Raw genomic sequence first — 21,653 nt, forward strand, 5'->3', positions numbered from 1 at the left:
ATGACGAGCCAAGCTGACGAACAGCGTGCGATGGTCCGCAGCATCCTGAAAACGGCAATGGCGATCCTGCGCGACGACAAACCATTTGATCCTGAAGGCACAGTCTTCGGGCGGGTGTACGCGGCAAAACCGCATCCCCCCGCCGAAGGAAGACTTTACCGTTATGCCAATCCTGTGTTACCTAAAGCGAGAATTGAATTTTCCACTGGCGATGATCCCGAAGATTATAGTGTTGACCGTTCGAAGGTGATGATCGTCCCGGCAGGAGTAAGAATTCTCCTCGACCCAATGATCGCTGGCCTGCCCGATACGGAAATCAAATCTCTTCTTCAATTGGAGGATTATTGGGTGGATCATCAAGGTGAAAAAAATTATGGGAATGAAATGATGGGGCGCACACCTGATTCCCCTAATGCTCAGACGTTTCGCTACCGAGCAAAAGATATCCCCGGTAGTAAATTTCCCGTCGACGTAGAACTATTTTATGCAAATCCCCTGGATGGCTCGTTTCCACAGATGCTGGGCGAAATCACGATAAGTCGTGACTACAAGATTTTGACACCCGAGGAACGCGAGCAGCGTCGCCTTGAACAACAACAGGTGAAGCGGCAGAAGTACGGCGAAATGGACCTGTGCACCGGGATGATTTGTCCAGAAACCGGTATTTGGGAAGGATGGTCGGATAACGGGCCGACCGACGCGTTGCTTGTTCACGCTGGTAGAAAGTTTCCCGAGGTGCGAACCATTCACTTTCGCGAACAATGGTATTCCCCTCATGCTCCGGGGCGATGGATGTGGCTAAAGGACGATTCGGGGTGGAGACGGGGCTGACCGACATCCCACTCGCTTCTCGTAGGGACAGACACAGTTGGAGGTGGCGGAGGACTCTCCGGGGGGTATCGTGGCAAAAGCGCCACGGAAGCTGAAACCGCCCGCCCCACTTTTCTTTCGCCGAAATTCGATTCCCGGCTGAAAATTCCAGGGTTGATTTGTTGATTTGGCCGTTGAAAATCCGACGGACCTTTTGGTATCTGCGCGAGACGGACTTCTGATATGAGTGAGAGGGGGCGCCGGTAACCCGGCGTCCGTCTCCATCGTTCACGCGCCGAACACCGCCTTCGCCAGCATTCCGAGCGCAACGCACACGAGCACGGCCGCGAAGCCGGCCTGCACGTGTCGCGCGGCAAGGTGCCGCGATGCACCGCGTCCGGCGGCCATGCCGAGCGCGGTCGCGACGGTGAACCACAGCGTCACGTCGAGCGGCGCGCGCGTGCCCGACACGAGCGTCGCGAACACGCCGCCGGCGCCGACTAGCGCGATCACCATCAGCGACGTCGCGACGATGCCGTGCATCGACACGTTCGTGAACTTGCGCAGCATCGGCACGATCACGAAGCCGCCGCCGACGCCGAGCAGCCCCGTCATCAGGCCTGTTATCGCGCCGGTCGACGCAAGCGCGAAGCCGACCGGCCAGGACCACACGAGACGGCCCGTATCGGGATTCACGCGGCCGACGCACAGCGGCGACGCGTTCGCGTCGACGGGGGCGTGTCGCAGGGCCTGCCGCAGCAGGCGGCCGGCGACGATCAGCATCGTCAGCGCGAACAGTGCGAGCAGCAGGCGCTGCGGCAGCACGTGCGCGAGCCGCACGCCGAGCGTGGTCAGCGGCACGCCGGCCACGGCCATCAGCAGCGCGGCGCGATAGCGCACGAGCCCGCGGCGGAAGCCTTCGAGCGCGCCGAGCGCGGCACTGCCGGCCACCGCGACGAGCGCGACGGGCGTGGCCTGCTGCATCGGCCAGCTCATGCCGACGACGAGCGCGGGCACCGCGAGAATGCCGCCGCCGGCGCCGGTCAGGCCGAGCACGGCGCCGACGAAGCCGCCGAGTACGAGGGAAATCAGCATGACGTCATCGGGCTCCGCTCAACGTGCGATCGCGGGCTTCGCGAGCCATTCGCGGCCCTTGAGCATCGCCTTCCAGTAGAGCGGCGGCAGCACGCGCTCCTTGAGCAGCCACGCGAGCCGCGACGGGCGTTTGCCGTCGATCAGCCAGGCGGGGAAGGTCGGCGCGACCTTGCCGCCGTACAGGAATTCGGCGAGCACGATCTTGCCGCGCTCGACGGTGAGCGGGCACGAGCCATAGCCGTCGTACGCGGCGTCGCCGTGCGCGCGGCCGAGCGATGCGAGCAGGTTGTGCGCGACGACGGGCGCCTGCTTGCGGGCGGCCGCGGCCGTCTTCGCATTGGTCGTGTTGGTGGCGTCGCCGAGCGCGTAGATGTCCGGAAAGTGCTTGTGCCGCAGCGTCGCCGGATCGACGTCGATCCAGCCGGCCGCGTCGGCGAGCGGGCTCGAACGCACGAAGTCGGGCGCCTTCTGCGGCGGCACGACGTGGATCATGTCGAACGAACGCACGACGGTTTCCTTGCCGCCGTCCGGCAGCGCGCGCACGAACGTCGCGCGGCGCGCGGGCCCGTCGATCGCGACGAGGTTGTGGCCGAACGACAGCGCGATGTCATAGCTTTTCACGTACTCCATCAGCGCGGGCACGTAGTCGGCCACGCCGAACAGCGCGCCGCCCGCATTCAGGAACTCGACGTTCGCGGCCTCGAGGCGCCCCGCGCGCCGCCAGTGGTCGCACGACAGGTACATCGCCTTCTGCGGCGCGCCCGCGCACTTGATCGGCATCGGCGGCTGCGTGAAGAGTGCATTGCCGCCGCGGAACGTACGGACGAGCTCCCATGTGTACGGCGCGAGATCGAAGCGGTAGTTCGACGTGACGCCGTTGCGGCCGAGCGTGTCGGCGAGGCCTTCGATGGCGTGCCAGTCGAGCTTGAGCCCCGGGCACACGACGAGCTTGCGGTAGCCGATGCGCCGGCAGCCGTCGAGCACGACCGTGTGCGTGTCGGGCTCGAAGCCGGCGACGGCGGCCTGGATCCGGTGTACGCCGCGCGGCAGCAAGTCGGTCATCTGGCGCGCGGTGGTCTCGGGCCGGAACACACCGGCGCCGACCATCGTCCAGCCAGGCTGGTAGTAGTGGACGTCGGCCGGATCGATCACCGCGATGTCGAGCGACGCGTCGCGCGCGAGCAGGCTCGATGCGACCGCGATACCGGCCGCGCCCGCGCCGACGATCACGATGTCGTGCCGCGCATCGACGGCCGGCGGCGCCGGCCTGCTGCCTTGCGTGACGCGCGACGCGAGCGCGCGCAGGTCGTAACCGGCCGCATCGGCCGTCGCGACGATGTCGTTCAGCGGGCGCAGGCCCGCTTGCGACAGCGCCCACAGCGTGGCCGAGCGCGTGCCGCTGCGGCAGTAGGCGAGCACCGGGCCGTCGAGCGATGCGACGAGCGCGCCGAACTGCGCGGCCTGATCGTCGGTCACCTTGCCCGTATCGACCGGCAGGTAATGCACGTCGATGCCGAGCGGCGCGGCGGCCGCGCGGATCTCGGTGACGGTCGGCTGGTCGGGGCCTTCGCCGTCGGGCCGGTTGCAGACGATCGCGCGGATGCCCGCCGCGTGCAGCGCGGGCAGGTCGGCCGCCGCGATCTGCGGCGAGACCGACAGCGCGTCGGTCAGCTTGCGGATGGTGGTCATGTCGGGGGTCTCGGTTGGGGGCGGCGGCGCTCAGATCGCGTCGAGCGGGATCTTCAGGTAGCGCACGCCATTGTTTTCGGGCTCCGGCAGATGGCCGGCGCGCATGTTGACCTGCACGGACGGCAGCATCAGCACCGGCATGTCGAGCGTCGCATCGCGCGCGGTGCGCATCGCGACGAAATCGTCCTCGGTCACGCCGTCCTTCACGTGCACGTTCGCGCGGCGCTGTTCGGCGACGGTCGTCACGAACTGCACGTCGCGGCCGCCCGGCTGGTAGTCGTGGCACAGGTACAGGCGCGTGTCGGGCGGCAGCGCGAGCACGCGGGAGATCGAGCGGTACAGCGTGCGCGCGTCGCCGCCCGGGAAGTCGCAGCGGGCCGTGCCGTAGTCGGGCATGAACAGTGTGTCGCCGACGAACGCCGCGCGCTGCGTCGCGTCGTCGACGCAGTAGGTCATGCACGCGGGCGTGTGGCCCGGCGTGTGCAGCGCGCGGATCGTCAGCGCGCCGAGCGCGAGCGTGTCGCCGTCGTCGACGAGCCGGTCGAACTGGCGGCCGTCCTCGGCGAAGCCGGGGCCCGCGTTGAACAGCGCGCCGAAGACGTGCTGCACGCGGCGCACGTGCGAACCGATCGCGATCCGGCCGCCGACCCGTGCCTTCAGGTAGGGGGCGGCCGACAGGTGGTCGGCATGCACGTGCGTCTCCAGCAGCCAGTGCACGGTCGCGCCGAGTTCGGCGACGCGCGCGATCAGCCGGTCGGCGCTCGCGGTGCGCGTGCGGCCGGATTTCGGGTCGTAGTCGAGCACGCTGTCGACCAGCGCGCACGTGCGGCTCGCCGTATCGAGCAGGAGATAGCTGACGGTGTGGGTCGCCGGGTCGAAAAAGCCTTCGACCGACAGCGTGGGGGCGTTGCTCACGGGGTGTCCTCGATCGGGTTCTGCATTTGCAATCGGGATCTCTGACTCAAGAAGCATGCCAACCGGCACAGCGGCACCGGCCGATAGGCCAGAGACTTGATTCGGCTCGGGTTTTCGGCACGGCCACGACGATACGCGGGCGTTGGCGCTAGCCGGTCGATCATGTGGACTGCCATATCTGGCAGTGTCGTGGCAGAATTGGCAGTCAGCCTGGCAGTCCGTCCGGCAGCACCGTCACCGAGCGTCCGCATGAATCCGCACGACACCATCCCGATCGTTCCCTCGCCGCGCCGCGATGTCACGCCCGACGTCCGCGCACTCGTCGCCTATCTCGAGCAGGACCCGCAGCCGATGATCGTCGTCGATCCCGACTACCGCATCCTCGCGGCGAACGATGCGTACCGGCGCCAGTTCGGCGTGGCGGGCGTCGAGCACGTGGGGCGGCATTGCTTCCAGGTCTCGCATCACTACGACGTGCCGTGCGACCAGGCCGGCGAGCATTGCCCGATGAAGCAGGCGCTCGAATCGCGCGGGCTGAACCGCGTGCTGCACATCCATCACACGCCGCGCGGCCCCGAGCATGTCGACGTCGAGCTTCGGCCGATCTTCGATGCTCACGGCAACGTGATCGCATATGTCGAGCGGCTGACGACGGTGCGCAGCGCGTCGGCGCAGCCGAGCGCGGAAGGACTGGTCGGCGGCGCCGACGCGTTCAACGCGGCGCTCGGCGCACTGCAGCGCGTCGCGCCGTCGCTGTTGCCGGTGCTGCTGCTCGGCGAATCGGGCACCGGCAAGGAGCTGTTCGCCCGCGCGCTGCACGAGGCGAGCGATCGCGCGATGGGGCCGTTCGTCGTCGTCGATTGCTCGGGGATCGCCGAGACGCTGTTCGAGAGCGAACTGTTCGGCTATGAGAAGGGTGCGTTCACGGGCGCGAACCAGCGCAAGCCGGGCCTCGTCGAGACCGCGCAGGGCGGCACGCTGTTTCTCGACGAGATCGGCGACGTGCCGCTGCCGATGCAGGTGAAGCTGCTGCGGCTGATCGAGTCGGGCACGTTCCGGCGCGTCGGCGGCGTCGAGGCGCTGCGCGCGGATTTCCGGCTCGTTGCGGCCACGCACAAGCCGCTGCGCGAGATGATCGACGACGGCCGGTTCCGTCAGGACCTCTACTACCGGATCAACGCGTTTCCGATTCCGCTGCCGGCACTGCGCGAACGGCAGGGCGATGTCGCGCTGCTCGCCGAATCGATCCTGCGGCGGATCGCGAACGCGCGCGCGAATGCGGGCGACGCGGGCGCGCGGCCGTTCGCGGCCCGGCCGTTCGTGCTGACCGAGCGCGCGCGTGCGTGCCTCGACGCTTATGCATGGCCGGGCAACATCCGCGAACTGCGCAACGTGCTCGAACGTGCATGCCTGTTCGCGGACGACGGGACGATCCGCGTCGAGCACCTGCCGGCCGAACTCGTGGCGGCATCGGCGGCGCAGCAGGATGGCGCGGGCGCGGCGGGCGCGCTGACGGATGCGGAACTGGCGCGGATCGCCGGCGAATTCGCCGGCACGCGCAAGGCGCTGGCCGAGCGCACGGGGATGAGCGAGCGCACGTTGTACCGGCGGTTGAAGGCGCTCGGGCTGGGCACGCGCGGCGGGTGAGCGGGTGTTTCGGTGTCTCGACGGGGAACATGCCCGGCAATCATAAATTCATGTCATGCGAAAAATAATTATCGTTTTACAATAATTAACGACGTACAATCGATGCGTGTTCACCACCATCGAAGAGGATGTCGCATGCATTCCGATCGCATTGCCCGCATCAGCCAGCGCATGGCTGCCGTCACGCTGTGGTTCATCGTCGCCATGCTGGTGCTCAACGCCGCTTGCTGGGCGTTTCCGTCGCTGAGCGCGGCCGACTCCGGGCCCGGTTTCGTATTCGGCCTCACGGACTCGGTGATGTCGAACCTGCGCGTGGATGTCGCCGCATTCCCGTGGTGGCAAAAGGCGGTCGGCATCCTTCTGTCGAGCGTGCCGCTCGTCGCGCTCGCGAACGGCCTGCGCCATCTGCGCGCGCTGTTCCGGACTTACGCGCGCCGTGACTATTTCTCCGCGCAGGCGGCAGCCCATCTCGGCAAGACGGGCCGTGCGATCGGCCTGTGGGTGCTGCTGAGCCTGTTGTGCGAACCGCTCCTGAGCGTGTGGGTGACGATGCGCGAGCCGGTCGGCCATCGCGTGGTCAGCATCGGCTTCAGCATGCCTTACGTTGTCGCGCTGTTTACGGCGGCCTGTATTGCGGTGATCGCGCACATTCTCCGGCAGGCGAGCGAGCTCGACGCCGAACATCGGCAGTTCGTCTGAGGCGCGCCATGACGATCGTGGTCAAGCTCGACGTGATGCTCGCGACCCGCAAGGTCCGCTCGAAGGATCTCGCGGCGGCGGTCGGCATCACCGAACAGAACCTGTCGTTGCTCAAGCAGGGGAAGGTCAAGGGCATCCGCTTTGCGACGCTCGAGGCGATCTGCCGCTATCTCGATTGCCAACCCGGCGATCTGCTCGCGTTCAGCGATGACGGCGGCGGCGAGCCTGACTGACGCATCGCCGTGGCGTACGGCCGACGCGGCGGCGCGACGGCGGCGACTGGGCGTCGTCGCGGTGGCATGCGCAATCGCGGCGTCGATCCACGTGCTCGGATGGTTCGTGCTGCGCTGGGCGTCGACGACGACCAGTGCGGCGAGGCCCGAGGTCGGGGCGCCGGCCTGGCCCGCGCTGAGCGTCGTGTTGATTCCGGCGCGGCCGGTGCAACCGCCGGCAACCGGCGTAACCGGCGTAACCGGCGTGGCCGGACGCACCGGACGCACCGGACGCACCGGACAGAACGGGCAGGTGCGCGGCAATGGTCGATCGCCGGAACGTTCCGGCGCCGCCGCGAACGCGCGCATGCCGGCGCGTTCGCTTCCGGAGGCATTCGGGGCGCTGCATGCACGAAGCGACGCGCCTGCCGGTGTCGCGCCGGATGGACGCGACAACCGGCCGGCTAACGCGTCGATGCCCAATGTCGACTGGGGGCGCGATCTGGCATCGATCGGCGCGCGGCGCGCTTCAGGGCGCAGCGCTGCCGACGCGGCGATCGACGCATTGGGTGCGTCGTCCGGTCACGTAGCGCCGCGTCGCGATACCGTCGGCACCAGGTTGGCCACGGGGATGTCGGACGCGCACCGCGTCGACTGCCGGAGCGCGTATTCGGGTGCCGGCCTCCTTGCGTTGCCGATGCTTGCACTGGATGCGGTTCGCGATACCGGCTGCAAGTGGTGACGCGGGTGGCCTGCCTCGCGGGCTTGGCGGCGGCGCGCAGGCGACCTGCATGCCGCCCGCCACGTCACTGATCAGTGCGCCGGCACCAACTGCGCCATTGCCTCGCGGATAAAACCGAGCAGCGTATCGTCGACCCACGCGTCCTTCGTCAGAGCCGGCTCGTTCATCATCGCGTGACGGAATTTCGCGTGCGTGGCCGGATCGTGGCCCGCATAGCTGCAGAACAGGTCGAGCCAGCGCTGCGCGAGCGCTCGGCCTTCCGGCGAAGCGGGCGTCGCGCCCGCGTCGATCGCGTCGCGCACGTCGGCCATCAGTTGCGGCCATTCCATCGCGCGTTCGCCGTAGTGCGCCCGCATGAAGCGGATTTCGTCCGGCGCGAGATATTTCTCGAAGATCCGCATCTTCGTTTCGGCGGTCGCGCGCAGCACGTAGTCGCGCAACGCGATCGAAATGCCGATCTTCGACTGCATCGCCGGTTCGCGCTCGTGCATCAGGTTCAGCTTCGCCAGCAGGCGCGGGTCGTTGTTCGTGTCGCGCACGAGCAGCGTCATCCAGCGGCCGGCGAGCGCGCGCACGCGCTCGTCCTCGGGCGGCACGCCCGCGTCGTGCAGCGCGCGCACGTCGGCGACGAGCGCGATCCATTCCGCGTCGCCCGCCTGGCTCTTGCGATACATCGGCATGCGCGCAAGTTCTTCCTCGGAAAAGTATTTGTCGTACACGGTCATCAACTCCAGTGTGGCGAGCCAATCGGCCAGTTCCGGCTCCGTGCCCGCGGCGAGCTGCGCGTGCAGGCTCACGAGCCGCTCGCGCAGCTGCGCGGTTTGCGCGAGCTGGCGGTCGAGCAGCACGATCTGCTTCGCGACGAGATCGACGAGCGGGGTGCCGGGCTGGTTCAGGTAGTCGCCGATTTCGGTGAGCGACAGTCCGAAGCGACGCAGCGCCTGGATCTGGTGGAGCCGGGCGATGTCGTGGCGGTCGTACAGCCGGTAGCCGTTGTCGGCGCGTGCCGAAGGCGTCAGCAGACCGATCGCGTGATAGTGATGAAGCGTGCGGACGGTCAGTCCGCTGCGTTTCGCCAGTTCTCCCACTTTCAGCTGCATTCGTTGCTCCGTTCGGTACGCACACTGGAGTTTCGAACGTTACGCTACGTGAGGGTCAAGCGGAAGATCGAAAATCGGGCGCGCGCCGGGTTGACCGCGCGCGCCCGAGCGACGGGCCGGCTTATTGCGGCGAAGGCGCGGTGACGGGCGCGGCGGCGCGCGCTTCCTTGCCGGTTGCGTTGTCGCCGGCTTCCTTGCCGGTTCTGCCGGCCTTGTCGGCCGGCGGCGTGCCCATCGCCTGATAGAGCCGCGCGGTATCCGCGAACCGCGCGCCGGTCGCGCGGATTTCGTCGAGCCGCGCGTTGCGGTACTGCAGCTCGCTGGCGCGCGCGGCCGACGGCGGCAGCGCGCCGAGCCGCACGCGGGCGGCCGCGTCGTCGTATGCGCCGCGTGCGGACAGCGCGGCGCGGGACGATGCGTCGAGCGCCTCCGCATCGTGCTCGAGCGCCGCGAGCGAATCGGCGACGTTCTGGAACGCGCCGAGCACGGCCTGCTTGTACTGGTCGACCGCGGCTTCGTAGGTGGCCTTCGCCGCGCGGCGCTGCGCGAGCAGCGCGCCGCCGTGGAAGATCGGCTGGCTCAGCGACGCGCCGACATTCCAGATCGCGCCGGCGCCCGACAGCATGGTCGGCCAGCTGAAGCCGCCTTTGCCCATCGCCGCCGACAGCGACAGTTGCGGGAATAGCTGCGCGGTCGCGACGCCCACTTCCGCAGCGGCGGCCTTCAGCCCCGCGTCGGCCGCCTGGATATCCGGGCGGCTTTGCAGCAGGTCCGACGGCACGACGACGGGCACCTGCTCGGGCAGGTGCAGATCGGCGAGCGTGAGATCGGCCGGCGGCCGGTCGGGCGTGCGGCCGACCAGCACCGCGAGCGCATGGCGCGCCGAGTCGCGCTGCTGGCGCAGCGCGGGCAGGCTTGCCGCGAACGTGTCGGCGCTTTGCCGCGCGTTCAGCGCGTCGCTGCGCGACGCCGAGCCGAGCGCGTAGCGGCGTTCGGCGTCGTGCGCCTGGTCGTTCGCGAGTGCGACGAGCCGCTCGGTCGTGTCGATCTGCGCGTTGAGCACCGATACCGTGATCGACGCGGTGACGATGTTCGCGGCCAGCGCGCGCCGCGCGGATTCGAGCTGGAACGCACTGACGTCGACGCGTTTCGCGAGCGCGCGATTCGCGAAGCGCGAGACGCCGAACAGGTCGACCGTGTAGCTCGCCTGCAGCTGCCCGACGAACGTGTCGTACAGCAGCGTCGGTGCGCCGAGCGCCGGAATCGGCACGCCGAGCGCACGCTGGCGCGTGGCCTGGCCGACCGCGTCGATCGACGGCAGCATCGAGCTGCCGATCTGCCCGCGCAACTGTTCGCGCGCGGCATCCAGCGAATGCGATGCTGCACTGAGCGTCGGGCTGTTGCGCAGCCCTTCGTCGACGAGCGCGTTCAGCGCATCGGAGCGGTACTGCTTCCACCAGTCGGGCACCGGCTGCGCGCCCACTTCGAACTGCTGCGCGACGCCTTGCGCGGACACGGTCTGCTCGACTTGCGGCACGGCGCCGTAATGCGCGGGCGACGGCATCGCGGGCGGCTCGCCGCTCGGCGCGAACCACGCGCAGCCGGCGAGCGGGCCGGCGAGGCTCGCGGCTGCGAGCGCGCGCACGGCTTGGGTTTTCAGGTTCATCGACACATCCATGGTCAGGCTCCCGACGGCGCGGCCGGCGTGCTGCCGTCATGCGGCGGGCCGTCCTGCGGGTCGCGTTCGTCGCGCTTCACGCGGAACCACGTCGCGTACAGCGCAGGCAGGTAGAACAGCGTCAGCACGGTCGCGCTCGTGATGCCGCCCATCAGCGCGGTCGCCATCGGCCCGAAGAAGTTAGAGCGCAGCAGCGGGATCAGTGCGAGCACGGCGGCCGCGGCCGTCAGCGTGATCGGCCGGAAGCGCCGCACGGTCGCGCCGATGATCGCGTCGACGCGGCCGTGGCCGACCGCGATGTCCTGCTCGATCTGGTCGACGAGGATCACCGAGTTGCGCATGATGATCCCGAACATCGCGATCACGCCGAGCATCGCGACGAAGCCGAACGGCTGCCCGAACAGCAGCAGCGTGGCGACCACGCCGATCAGCCCGAGCGGCGCGGTCAGCACGACCATCAGCACGCGCGAAAAGCTCTGCAGCTGGATCATCAGCAGCGTGAACACGGCGATCGCCATCAGCGGCATCTGCGCGTTGATCGAGTTCTGCGCCTTCGCGCTTTCCTCGACCGAGCCGCCGATGTTGATCTGATAGCCGACCGGCAGCTGCGCGCGCAGCGCGTTCAGCTTCGCGTCGACCGCATGCGTGACGTCGATGCCCTGTGCGCCGGCGCGCACGTCCGACTGCACGGTGATGGTCGGCTGGCGGTCGCGCTCCCACACGACGCCGTATTCGAGCGTCGGCTCGAAGCGGCCGAGCGAGCCGAGCGGCACCGGGCCGTTCGGCGTCGGCAGCGCGAGGCCCGCGAGCTTCGCCGGATCGACGCGGTCGGCCTGCGGCGCGCGCAGGTCGACCGCGATCAGCTTGTCGCGCTCGCGGTACTGCGTGACCGTCGTGCCGGACAGCGTCATCGCGAGGAAGCTCGACACGTCCTGCGACGTCACGTTCAGCTCGCGCGCCTTCTTCTGGTCGATCTCGAAGCGCACCGAGCGCTCGGCCGGCTCGTCCCAGTCGAACTGCACGTTGACCGTGCGCGCATCGCCGCGCATCGTCGCCGCGACCTTCTCCGCGATCGAGCGGACCGTCGCGATGCTGTCGCCGCTCACGCGGAACTGCACCGGATAGCCGACCGGCGGGCCGTTCTCGAGCCGCGACAGCCGCCAGCGCACGGCCGGGAACTTGTCGCGCAGCGTGGTTTCGAGCCAGGTCGCGAGCTTCTCGCGATCCTCGACCGATTTCGCGGTGATCACGAACTGCGCGAAGTTCGGCAGTTGCAGCTGCTGGTCGAGCGGCAGGTAGAAGCGCGGCGCGCCGCTGCCGACGAAGTTCACCGAATGATCGATCTCGGGGCGCTTGTCGATCACCTTCTCGAGGCGTTCGGTTTCACGCAGCGTCGCCGCGAACGACGCGCCCTCGGGCAGCCGCAGGTCGACCAGCAGCTCGGGCCGGTCGGAACTCGGGAAGAACTGCTGCGGCACCAGCGAGAAGCCCATCAGCGACACGACGAACAGGGCGCCCGTGATCAGCAGCACGACGAAGCGCCGCTCGATGCACCAGTCGACCCAGCCGCGCAGCCGCCGGTAGAAGCGCGTGTCGTAGATGTCGTGCTCGTGGTCGTCGGGCAGGTGCGCTTCGTGCGCCTGCCGCTTGCGCTCGGGCAGCATGTGGTAGCCGAGCAGCGGGATCAGCACGACGGCCGCAAACCACGACGCGATCAGCGCGATCGCCGACACCTCGAAGATCGAGCGCGTGTATTCGCCGGTGCTCGATTTCGCGAGCGCGATCGGCAGGAAGCCCGACACCGTGACGAGCGTGCCCGTCAGCATCGGGAACGCGGTGCTCGTGTATGCGAACGCGGCGGCGCGCGCGCGGCTGTAGCCCTGCTCGAGCTTCACGGCCATCATCTCGACCGCGATGATCGCGTCGTCGACGAGCAGCCCGAGCGCGAGCACGAGCGTGCCGAGCGACACCTTGTGCAGCCCGATGTCGAACAGGTACATGAACAGGGCCGTGACCGCGAGCACGACCGGAATCGAGATCGCGACGACCATCCCGGTGCGCAGGCCGAGCGATACGAGGCTCACGACCAGCACGATCGCGACGGCTTCGGCGACCGCCTCGAGGAAATCGTCGACCGAATGCGAGACCGCATGCGGCATGCTCGATACCTCGACCAGCTTGAGGCCGGCCGGCAACCGCGCCTGCAGGTCCTTCGATTCGGCGTCGAGCGCCTTGCCGAGCCGGATCACGTCGCCGCCCGGCTGCATCGTGACGCCGATGCCGAGCACCGCCTTGCCGGCCGCACCTGAGCCGGCCGCGCGCATCTGCGTGACCGTCGGATCGTCGTAGCCGCGCTTGACCGTCGCGAGATCGCCGAGCCGGAACGTGCGGCCGTTGATGCGGATCAGCGTATCGGCGATCGCGTTGACGTTGTCGAACTGGCCGCTCGGCCGCACGAACACGCGATCGTCGGCGGTCGTCAGCACGCCGGCCGACGAGATGTCGTTCTGCGCGTTGATCGCCTGGCCGAGCTGCTGCGGCGAGATGCCGAGGCGCGTGAGCTGCGCGTTGTTCACCTCGATGAAGATCCGCTGGTCGGGGTCGCCGAAATAGTCGACCTTGCCGACACCCGGCACGCGCAGCAGCACGGTGCGTAACTGGTCCGCGTAGTCGTGCAGCTGCGCGGGTGAGAAGCCGTCGCCTTCGAGCGTCCAGATGTTGGTGTAGACGTCGCCGAATTCGTCGTTGAAGAACGGGCCCTGCACGCCGGGCGGCAGCGTATAGCCGATGTCGCCGACCTTCTTGCGGATCTGGTACCAGGTCTCGGGCACGTCCTTCACGGGCGCCGAATCCTTCATCGTGAAGAAGATCAGCGATTCGCCGGGGCGCGAATCGCTGCGCAGGAAGTCGATGGCCGGTGTTTCCTGCAGCTTGCGGCCGATCCGGTCGGTGACCTGTTCCTGCACCTGCCGTGCGGTCGCGCCGGGCCAGAACGTGCGGATCACCATCACGCGGAACGTGAACGGCGGGTCTTCGGACTGCGCGAGCCGCGTGTACGCGAGGATGCCCGCGAGCGTCGCGAGCGCGATCAGGTAGACGACGAGCGCCTGGTGGCGCAGTGCCCACGCCGACAGGTTGAACCGGCCTTCTTCGCGGGAGGTGCTCACGATGCGAAGTCCTCCGGGTGCAGCGGCGCGATCGGGCGTACCTTCTCGCCCGCGCTGACCGTATGCACGCCCTGCAGCACGACGCGCTCGCCCGGCTGCAGCCCGTGCGACACGGTGACGGTGCGCTCGTTGAAGCGAGCGACGTCGACGCGGCGCAATTCGAGCGTGTCGTCCTTCTTGCGCACGACCCACACGGCCGGTTGCGCGCCGTCGTGGAACAGCGCGGTCGCGGGCAGCGTGATCGGCTGCGCGTCGCCGGCGGCCGGCGCGCCGTCGAATGCGACGTTCGCGGTCATGCCGAGGCGGATCGCCGGATCGGGCGCGGCGAGCGTGAGCTTCACGCGATACGTGCGGCTTTGCGGATCGGCGGCCGGCGCGATTTCACGCACCTTCGCGGCGAACTGGCGGCCCGGCAGCGACGGCAGCGTGACGGTCGCCGCATGGCCGGGTGCGAGCGACGCGAGCGCGGCTTCGGGCACGTCGCTGACGACGTCGACGTCGCCGGACCACGCGAGCTGGTAGACGGCCTGGCCGGCCGACACGTTCTGGCCGGTGTCGGCCTGTTCGGCGGTGATGTAGCCGGCATGATCGGCGACGAGCGTCGCGTAGCGGAGCTGGTTCTTCGCGAGCGCGAGCTGCTGTTGCGCCTGGTCGCGCTGCGCGAGCGCCGACGTGTAGCTGTTCTGGGTCTGCTCGAGTTGCGCGGTCGCGATCAGGTTTTCATGCGCCTGCGCGCGGTCGCGGTCGAGCTGCTGCTTCGCGAATGCGAGGCTGTGCGTCGCGGCATCGAGCTGCGCCTGCGCGCTCGCGGCGTTTTTCTCGACGTCGGACGGGTCGAGCAGCGCGACGACCTGGCCGACCTTGACCGTATCGCCGAGCCGCACCTTGCGCTCGACGATCTTGCCGGCGATGCGGAACGACAGCGGCGTCGCGTAACGCGGCTGGATTTCGCCGGGCAGCGTGCGCGCGACCGCGGCGGCATCGGCATGTGCGGGCAGCGCGACGACGGGACGCGGCGCGGGCGGCGCGGATTCTTTCGGATGACAGGCGGCGACGAAGAGCGCCACGCCGATCAGCAGCGCAGCGCGGGAACCGGAGCGATTCACGAAACCCCCAGGTGAGATGGAGCGGAACGAAGCCGGCAAGCGCGGCGGGCGCTTGCCCCAAGCGGCGCCGGCAGCGGCGCGCGGACAACAATTTCAGAAACTGCTGCGGATTCTAATACATACCTGTATCTGAATGCAAAGATGAATCCGAAGGGGTAATGGTGCTAGACTGCGCGCCATGAAACCACAGCGCTTAACTCGCGAGCAGAGCAGGGACCAGACGCGCGAACGTCTGCTGAAAGCCGCGCATCGTATTTTTCTGAAGAAAGGCTTTGTGGCCGCGAGCGTCGAGGACATCGCGGCCGCGGCCGGCTATACGCGCGGCGCGTTCTACTCGAATTTCCGCAGCAAGTCGGACCTGCTGCTGGAGTTGCTGGAGCGCAACCATGAGGCGGTGCGGTCCGATTTCGAGGCGATCTTCGACGAGGGCGGGACGCGCGAACAGATGGAGTCGATGGCGCTCGCGCATTACCGGACGCTGTTCCGCGACGACGAATTCTCGCTGCTGTGGGGCGAAGCGAAGCTGCAGGCCGCGCGCGACGCGAAATTCCGCGTGCGCTTCAACCAGTTCCTGCATGGCAAGCGGCTGCAGATGGCCGACTTCATCCAGCGCTTCGCCGAGCGCTCGGGCACGCCGCTGCTGCTGCCGGCAGAGACGCTCGCGTTCGGGCTGATGTGCCTGTGCGACGGCGTGCAGTCGTACTACACGGCCGATCCGCAGCACGTGCCGGCCGACGTGGCCGAATCGGTGCTTGCGGGGTTCTTCGCGCGGGTCGTGCTGGGGCGCGCGCCGGACTGAGCGGGGAAGCGGGCGTCGCGTTCGCTCGCGGCAGGCCGGATGCGATGAAGCGGTGCGATGCGGCGAGAGCACGCATCGTGCGCGTCAACGCTCGCCGGTCATCCGCCGATACGCGTCGAGCAGCGACGTCTTGTAGACGACGCCCGCGAGCGTCGGCTCGGCTTCGCTTTCGATCACCGGCAGCCGTTCGCCCTGGAACGCCATGAAGCGTTCGAGCGCCGTCGCGAGCGGCATGTCGGGCGTGAGGAGCGGAAACGGCGTATGCGCGTAGTGCGCGGCCGTCTTGTCGGACGTGTCGCGCTTGTCGAGCAGGTCGGACGTGATGTCCTTCAGCGCGACCGCGCCGCGGAAGCGCCCGGCGTCGTCGGTCACGTACAGGTACTTCACCGGATATTCGAGAAACACGCGCGTCATGTCGGCGACGCTCGCGGTGAGCGGCACGACCGTCTGCGCGGGCTGGATCAGCTCGCGCATCTGCGTGGTGCGCAGCCGCAGCCGTTCCTGTGCGTCCTGGTAGTGGTGCAGCGTGATCTCGTACATCGACGTCGTGCCCGTCGCGCGTGCGACGAAATACGCGAACACGCACGATACCAGCAGCGGCAGCACGACCTGGTAGCTCAGCGTCATCTCGAAGATCATCAGGATCGCCATCAGCGGCGCCTGCGTGGCGCCCGCCATGAACGCGCCCATCCCGACGATCGCATACGCGAAATACGCCGACGTATGGCCGGGCCACAGCGCTTCCATCGCGAGCCCGAACAGCGAACCGAACACCGCGCCGACGAACAGCGTCGGCGTGAAGACGCCGCCGATCGCGCCCGAGCCGGCCGTCGCGGTGGTCGCGATCACCTTGAACACGAGTACCGCGACGAGCGCCTGCCAGGTCCACGGCGAATGAAGGATGTGGTTCACGACGCTGTAGCCGTTGCCCCACACGTCCGGAATCCACACCGAGATCACGCCGACGACGAGGCCGCCCAGCGCGAGCCGCACGGGCAGCGGCACGGGCAGCCGCTTGAACTGGTTCTTCGACGCGTCGAGCAGGTGCAGGAACTGCGGCGCGAGCACGCCGCACAGCGCGCCGAGCACGACGAACAGCAGTACCTCGGGGCCCGTGACGGCCGGAAACACCGGCATTTCGTACGGCGGCCGGTAGCCGGCGAATTCTCGCATCACGATGTTCGCGACGACCGACGCGACGACCATCGGCCCGAAGCTCTCCATCGAGATCGTGCCGAGCACGATCTCCGATACGAAGAACGCGCCTGCGATCGGCGCGTTGTACGCGGACGTGATGCCGGCAGCTGCGCCGCACGCGACCAGCAGGCGCAGGCGCGGCGGGTCGAAGTGCACGAAGCGGCCGACGAGCGACGCGGCAAGCGCCGCGAGCTGCACCATCGGGCCTTCGCGGCCGATCGAGCCGCCGCTGCCGATCGTCAGCAGCGACGACACGCTGCGCCACAGGCTCTGCCGCACGGGCACGATGCCGTTGCCGAGCGCGACGGATTCCATGTAGTCGGTCTTGCCGGACGGCTTGTCGCCGCGTGTCGCGAGCAGCAGCACGCAGCCGGCTAGGAAGCCGCCCGCGGCCGGCATCCAGAACCGCACGTACCACGGCAGGCTCTTCGCCATCTGGACGAAGCTGCCGCTGTGCCCGGAGATCAGGTGCTGCATCAGATCGATGCCTTCGCGGAACGCCATGGTGGCGAAGGCGCCGCCGACGCCGACGATGGCCGACCAGATCAGCATCGTATGGGCGTCCGACAGGCGGAACAGCGTTTGGGCGCGAGTGCGCAGCTTCAGCAGGAACGAGAGCACGGCTGAAAGGGGGCGATGGAAAACGACGCGAAGCATAGCACCGCGCCGCGCCCGCGGGACCATCCCGTCGGGCGCGGCGCGCGAAGTGTTGCGGACAGGCGGCTCACCCAAGCCAGTGCTGCACGGCCCAGGTGATCCCGTAGCCGCCGGCGATCAGCCACACGTACAGGATCAGGCCGGTTACCAGTGCGCGGGGGCCGGCTGCGCGGATCTGCGACACGCGCGTCTCGATGCCGAGTGCGGTCATCGCCATCGTCAGCGCGAAGGTGTCGAGCACGTTCAGCGTATGCGTGACGTCGGTGGGCAGCACGTTCAGCGAATTGACGATCACGAAGCCCAGGAAGCCGAGCGCGAACCAGGGCACGGCCACCTTGCGCCTGCCTTGTGCACCGCCGGCCGTCGCGCGGGCCGAGCGGGCGAGCCACCAGCCGAGCACGAGCAGCACCGGAACCAGCAGCATCACGCGCGTCATCTTGACGATCGTCGCGATGTGCGCGACCTGCGGGCTGATGTCGCTGGCTGCGCCGACCACCTGAGCGACTTCGTGGATCGTGCCGCCGAAGAACAGGCCGAGGCCGGCCGGATCGAGGTTCAGCAGCCCCGCGTGATATGCGATCGGGTACAGGAACATCGACAGCGTGCCGAACAGCACGACGCTGCCCACGGCCATCGCGCTCTGGTGCGGCTTCGACTGCAGCGTCGACTCGAACGCGAGCACGGCGGCCGCGCCGCAGATCGCGCTGCCGGCGGCGGTCAGCAGCGCCGCGTCGCGGTCGAGCTTCATCAGCTTCATGCCGGCCCAGGTGCCGATCACGAGCGTGCTGACGACGACCAGCACCGAGACCGTCAGGCCCGGCAGGCCGACCTGCGCGATTTCCTGCAGGCTCACGCGCAACCCGAAGAACGCGACCGCGATGCGCAGCAGCTTGCGCGCGGAGAAATTGACGCCGGCCGCCCAGCTGGCCGGCATGCCGTCGCGCAGCGCATTGCCGTACAGCGCGCCGGCGACGATGCCGACGATCAGCGGCGACAGGCCGAGCCCCGCGATCGCGGGGAGCTCGGACAGGCTCGTGACGGCGGCGGCGAACAGCGCGACGAACAGCACGCCGTTCAACTGGCCGCGCATCGACGGCGCGGCATGGCTGAGATGAGGAGTCGGGGCAGTGGACATGGAAGCACCGTGATGGAGCGTGTTGCGATGCTGTAATCCTAATTTTGTTATATCGATATGAAAAATTGTGATTTGTGACGTAAACTATCCGGAAAGCCGATAATTCAACCCCATGACCCCGGATCAACTGATAACGTTCGCGGCCGTCGCCGAACACCTGAACATCAGCCGTGCCGCGTTGGCGCTGCACCTGTCGCAGCCGGCCGTGTCGGGCCAGTTGCGGCTGCTGCAGGACGAATTCGGCGAGCCGCTGTACCAGCGCGACGGCCGCGGCATCCGGCTGACGCCGGTCGGCGAACAGCTCGCGCAATACGCGAAGGCGCAGCGCGACACGTTTGCGCAGGCGCGCGCGTTTCGCGACGCGGTGCGCGGCCTCGAGGCCGGCACGCTGCGGATCGGCGCGAGCACGACGCCGGCAAGCTACCTGCTGCCGTACCTGATCGCGGCGTTCCAGCCGCGTGCGCCGCGCGTGACGATCCATACGATGAGCGGCAATACGGCCGACGTGGTCGCCGCGCTGCCGTCGCTCGACATCGCGATGATCGAAGGGCCGCCCGGCGAGGCGCTGCCGCCCGGCACGGTCGTGCATGCGTGGCACGAGGACGAGATCGTCGCGATCGTGCCGGCCGGCCATCCGCTGGCAGCGCCCGGCTATGATGCGGGCGTGACGCTCGATGCGCTCGGCGCCCATCCGCTCGTGCTGCGCGAGGAGGGCTCCGGCGTGCGGCAGCTCGTCGAGCGCGCGTTCGCGCACGGCGGCGCGCCGATGCGTGTCGCGTTCGAGATCGCGGGCGTCGAGGCGGTGAAGGAGGCCGTGCGTGCCGGGATGGGCGTCGGGTTCGTGTCCGCGATGTCGCTGCGTCACCAGGATGCGGCGCTCGTGTTGCGCTCGCTCGCGCCCGCACCGCTCACACGTCATTTTTCCATTCTCGTGCCGCATGGCGGCGCGCCGTCGCGGGTCGCCGCGCAGTTCCTCGAAATGAGTCTCGCGCAGGATCTCGCATAGGCGGCCGAAGCCGATCCGGAACCACACGATGCGCGCCGTCGGGCGCGCGTTCGCGTGGCGCCCGGCCTTAGGGATTTCCTCTATGGCGTGTGTCCGAAGCGAAGCGCACCATCCTTCTCAAGCAAATGGAACCGGTTCCATTCCGGTAAGAAAAGGGCAAAATGGCAGACATCGTGATCGTGGCGAGCGCATTCGGGACGGACCGCGTGCGCCAGGAGGGCCACAGCGCATTCGTCGCGACCGCGGCGGCATCCGGTGCGACCGGCTTCGAGGTGAGGCGCGAGCTGTTCGCATCGGACGACGACGCGACGCCCGGCGCGCTGGCCGCGCTCGGCGCGCAACTGGCCGGCCACGGGCTGTGGTCGGTCTATTCGACGCCGGCCACGCTGTACACGGAAACGGGTGCGCTCGATGCCGACGCATTGCGCGACGCGCTCGCGCAAGCCGACGCGCTTGGCGCGCGCTTCGTGAAATTCCAGCTCGGCGGCTTTGCAGGCGACGCGCACGCGGCCGACATCGTCGCGCTGTCGCGCGGCGCGCGTGCACGGGTGGTGGTCGAGAACGGCCAGCTTCCGGTCGGCGGTGCGCTCGCGCAGTTCCGCGGGCTGTTCGATGCGTTGGCCGCGGCGGGCATGCCCGATGCGCTCGGGATGACGTTCGACATCGGCAACTGGCAATGGCCGGGCGAAGCGCCGCTCGACTGCGCGCAGATGCTCGCGCCGCATGTGGAATACATTCATTGCAAGGCGGTCGCCGGCGAGGGCGCGCGCCGTTTCGCGGCCGCGCCGGCGCCGAACGACCCGCTCGTGACCGGCGTGCTCGCGGCGCTGCCGCTGCATGCGCCGCGCGGCATCGAGTTTCCGTTCGACGCGGCCGACCTGGCGGGCGACGCATGCCGTCGCGTTGCGTGGCTTGCAACGGCGTGACGGCAGAAGGATCCTGAGGAGTTCACTCATGAAAGCAGCACTCGATGTCGTGACCTACGGCGAGGCGATGGCGATGTTCGTCTCGACCGAGCCCGGCCATCTCGCGCATGCGGCGCAATTCACGAAGCGGATCGCGGGCGCCGACCTGAACGTCGCGATCGGCCTGTCGCGGCTCGGCTTCCGGGTCGGCTGGATGAGCCGCGTCGGCCGCGATTCGTTCGGCGGCTACGTGCTCGACACGCTCGCACGCGAAGGCATCGACGCGTCGTGCGTGACCGTCGATCCGCGTTACCCGACCGGTTTCCAGCTGAAGTCGCGCAACGACGACGGCAGCGACCCGACCGTCGAATATTTCCGCAAGGGCTCGGCCGCAAGCCACCTGTCGTGCGACGACTACGTGGCCGACTATGTGCTCGGTGCGCGCCACCTGCATCTGACGGGCGTCGCGCCGGCGATCTCCGCGACGTCGTGCGAACTCGCGTTCCAGCTCGCACGCGAGATGCGCGCTGCCGGCAAGACGATTTCGTTCGACCCGAACCTGCGCCCGACGCTGTGGCCGTCCGCCGACGTGATGGCGAAGACGCTGAACGCGCTCGCGACGCTCGCCGACTGGGTGCTGCCGGGCCTCGCCGAAGGGCGGCAGCTCACCGGGCACGACAGGCCGGCCGACATCGCGGGCTTCTATCTTGCGCAGGGTGCGCGCGGCGTCGTAATCAAGCTCGGCGAGCAAGGCGCGTACTTCCGGACGGCCGACGGCTGCGAAGGCACGGTCGCGGGCGAGCGCGTCGAACGCGTCGTCGACACGGTCGGCGCCGGCGACGGCTTCGCGGTCGGCGTGGTCAGCGCGCTGCTGGAAGGCCGCAGCGTCGAACAGGCCGTCGCGCGCGGCAACCGGATCGGCGCGCTCGCGATCCAGGTAATCGGCGATTCGGAAGGCTTGCCGACGCGCGAAGCACTCGACCGGCTCGAAAATGTCAGCAATCGCGCCGATCGCTTAGAGGAAACCGTCACCGCGCAATGAGAGGCCGAACACGGCACAATCCGCGGATCCATTTCGTGCATCAAGCACCGCT

18 protein-coding genes are annotated in these 21,653 nt (G+C 68.5%); 9 read left to right on the forward strand and 9 right to left on the reverse strand.

What is annotated here, in order from left to right; all coding sequences use genetic code 11:
- The gene (locus tag DM992_RS11990) at nt 1–831 is read left to right on the forward strand and encodes a hypothetical protein (RefSeq protein ID WP_111016960.1); all 831 of its coding nucleotides are present in this window, start codon (nt 1–3) and stop codon (nt 829–831) included.
- Between the two features lie 267 nt (nt 832–1,098).
- On the opposite strand, the gene DM992_RS11995 is transcribed toward DM992_RS11990, so the two are convergent.
- From DM992_RS11995 to DM992_RS12005, 3 genes are read right to left on the reverse strand one after another with little or no spacing between them, the layout of a single operon-like run.
- Nucleotides 1,099–1,905 (reverse strand): sulfite exporter TauE/SafE family protein, encoded by an 807-nt coding sequence (locus DM992_RS11995; protein ID WP_111016961.1) that lies wholly within the window; start codon nt 1,903–1,905, stop codon nt 1,099–1,101.
- 18 nt (nt 1,906–1,923) lie between these two features.
- Complete coding sequence (locus DM992_RS12000) at nt 1,924–3,594, reverse strand: bifunctional protein tyrosine phosphatase family protein/NAD(P)/FAD-dependent oxidoreductase (RefSeq protein WP_111016962.1); 1,671 nt, start codon at nt 3,592–3,594, stop codon at nt 1,924–1,926.
- Between the two features lie 30 nt (nt 3,595–3,624).
- Nucleotides 3,625–4,509: an MBL fold metallo-hydrolase gene (locus tag DM992_RS12005; protein WP_111016963.1), complete on the reverse strand. Its 885-nt coding sequence runs from the start codon at nt 4,507–4,509 to the stop codon at nt 3,625–3,627.
- Between the two features lie 249 nt (nt 4,510–4,758).
- Between DM992_RS12005 and DM992_RS12010 the strand changes: the two genes are divergently transcribed.
- From DM992_RS12010 to DM992_RS12025, 4 genes are all read left to right on the forward strand, one after another.
- Nucleotides 4,759–6,156, forward strand: coding sequence for a sigma 54-interacting transcriptional regulator (locus tag DM992_RS12010; RefSeq protein WP_162631639.1), 1,398 nt, complete (start codon nt 4,759–4,761; stop codon nt 6,154–6,156).
- A 135-nt stretch (nt 6,157–6,291) separates the two neighbouring features.
- The gene (locus DM992_RS12015; RefSeq protein ID WP_111016965.1) at nt 6,292–6,855 is read left to right on the forward strand and encodes a DUF2975 domain-containing protein; all 564 of its coding nucleotides are present in this window, start codon (nt 6,292–6,294) and stop codon (nt 6,853–6,855) included.
- A gap of 8 nt (nt 6,856–6,863) precedes the next feature.
- On the forward strand, nt 6,864–7,088 hold the full coding sequence (locus DM992_RS12020) for a helix-turn-helix transcriptional regulator (RefSeq protein ID WP_006488139.1): 225 nt from the start codon (nt 6,864–6,866) through the stop codon (nt 7,086–7,088).
- Complete coding sequence (locus tag DM992_RS12025) at nt 7,063–7,809, forward strand: hypothetical protein (RefSeq protein WP_111016966.1); 747 nt, start codon at nt 7,063–7,065, stop codon at nt 7,807–7,809. The genes DM992_RS12020 and DM992_RS12025 overlap by 26 nt, the downstream gene beginning before the upstream one ends.
- Before the next feature lie 71 nt (nt 7,810–7,880).
- On the opposite strand, the gene DM992_RS12030 is transcribed toward DM992_RS12025, so the two are convergent.
- From DM992_RS12030 to DM992_RS12045, 4 genes are all read right to left on the reverse strand, one after another.
- Nucleotides 7,881–8,909: a MerR family transcriptional regulator gene (locus DM992_RS12030; RefSeq protein WP_111016967.1), complete on the reverse strand. Its 1,029-nt coding sequence runs from the start codon at nt 8,907–8,909 to the stop codon at nt 7,881–7,883.
- A 121-nt stretch (nt 8,910–9,030) separates the two neighbouring features.
- Nucleotides 9,031–10,587 carry an efflux transporter outer membrane subunit gene (locus DM992_RS12035; protein ID WP_111016968.1) on the reverse strand — a complete coding sequence of 519 codons (1,557 nt, stop codon included), beginning with the start codon at nt 10,585–10,587 and terminating at the stop codon, nt 9,031–9,033.
- 2 nt (nt 10,588–10,589) lie between these two features.
- Nucleotides 10,590–13,754 (reverse strand): efflux RND transporter permease subunit, encoded by a 3,165-nt coding sequence (locus tag DM992_RS12040; protein ID WP_111016969.1) that lies wholly within the window; start codon nt 13,752–13,754, stop codon nt 10,590–10,592.
- The gene (locus tag DM992_RS12045; RefSeq protein ID WP_111016970.1) at nt 13,751–14,860 is read right to left on the reverse strand and encodes an efflux RND transporter periplasmic adaptor subunit; all 1,110 of its coding nucleotides are present in this window, start codon (nt 14,858–14,860) and stop codon (nt 13,751–13,753) included. Before DM992_RS12045 ends, DM992_RS12040 begins: the two co-directional genes overlap by 4 nt.
- A gap of 178 nt (nt 14,861–15,038) precedes the next feature.
- On the opposite strand from DM992_RS12045, the gene DM992_RS12050 reads away from it, so the two are divergent.
- Nucleotides 15,039–15,659: a TetR family transcriptional regulator gene (locus tag DM992_RS12050; RefSeq protein WP_111016971.1), complete on the forward strand. Its 621-nt coding sequence runs from the start codon at nt 15,039–15,041 to the stop codon at nt 15,657–15,659.
- An 84-nt stretch (nt 15,660–15,743) separates the two neighbouring features.
- Here DM992_RS12050 and DM992_RS12055 read toward each other — a convergent pair whose 3' ends face one another.
- Nucleotides 15,744–17,477 (reverse strand): ClcB-like voltage-gated chloride channel protein, encoded by a 1,734-nt coding sequence (locus DM992_RS12055; RefSeq protein WP_204356117.1) that lies wholly within the window; start codon nt 17,475–17,477, stop codon nt 15,744–15,746.
- Nucleotides 17,478–17,580: 103 nt separating this feature from the next.
- Complete coding sequence (locus tag DM992_RS12065) at nt 17,581–18,648, reverse strand: YeiH family protein (RefSeq protein WP_111016974.1); 1,068 nt, start codon at nt 18,646–18,648, stop codon at nt 17,581–17,583.
- Nucleotides 18,649–18,760: 112 nt separating this feature from the next.
- Here DM992_RS12065 and DM992_RS12070 point away from each other — a divergent pair, with 112 nt between their 5' ends.
- The 3 genes from DM992_RS12070 to DM992_RS12080 all read left to right on the forward strand — a co-directional run bounded on the left by DM992_RS12070 (nt 18,761) and on the right by DM992_RS12080 (nt 21,601).
- Nucleotides 18,761–19,654, forward strand: a complete 894-nt coding sequence (locus DM992_RS12070; RefSeq protein WP_111016975.1) for a LysR family transcriptional regulator — start codon at nt 18,761–18,763, stop codon at nt 19,652–19,654.
- Nucleotides 19,655–19,815: 161 nt separating this feature from the next.
- Complete coding sequence (locus DM992_RS12075) at nt 19,816–20,580, forward strand: TIM barrel protein (RefSeq protein ID WP_111016976.1); 765 nt, start codon at nt 19,816–19,818, stop codon at nt 20,578–20,580.
- Nucleotides 20,581–20,608: 28 nt separating this feature from the next.
- Nucleotides 20,609–21,601, forward strand: coding sequence for a sugar kinase (locus DM992_RS12080; protein ID WP_111016977.1), 993 nt, complete (start codon nt 20,609–20,611; stop codon nt 21,599–21,601).
- Nucleotides 21,602–21,653 lie beyond the last annotated feature (52 nt).

Origin of the sequence: Burkholderia sp. JP2-270 (assembly GCF_003233675.1) — a bacterium.
GTDB classification, from domain to species: Bacteria; Pseudomonadota; Gammaproteobacteria; order Burkholderiales; family Burkholderiaceae; genus Burkholderia; species Burkholderia pyrrocinia_C.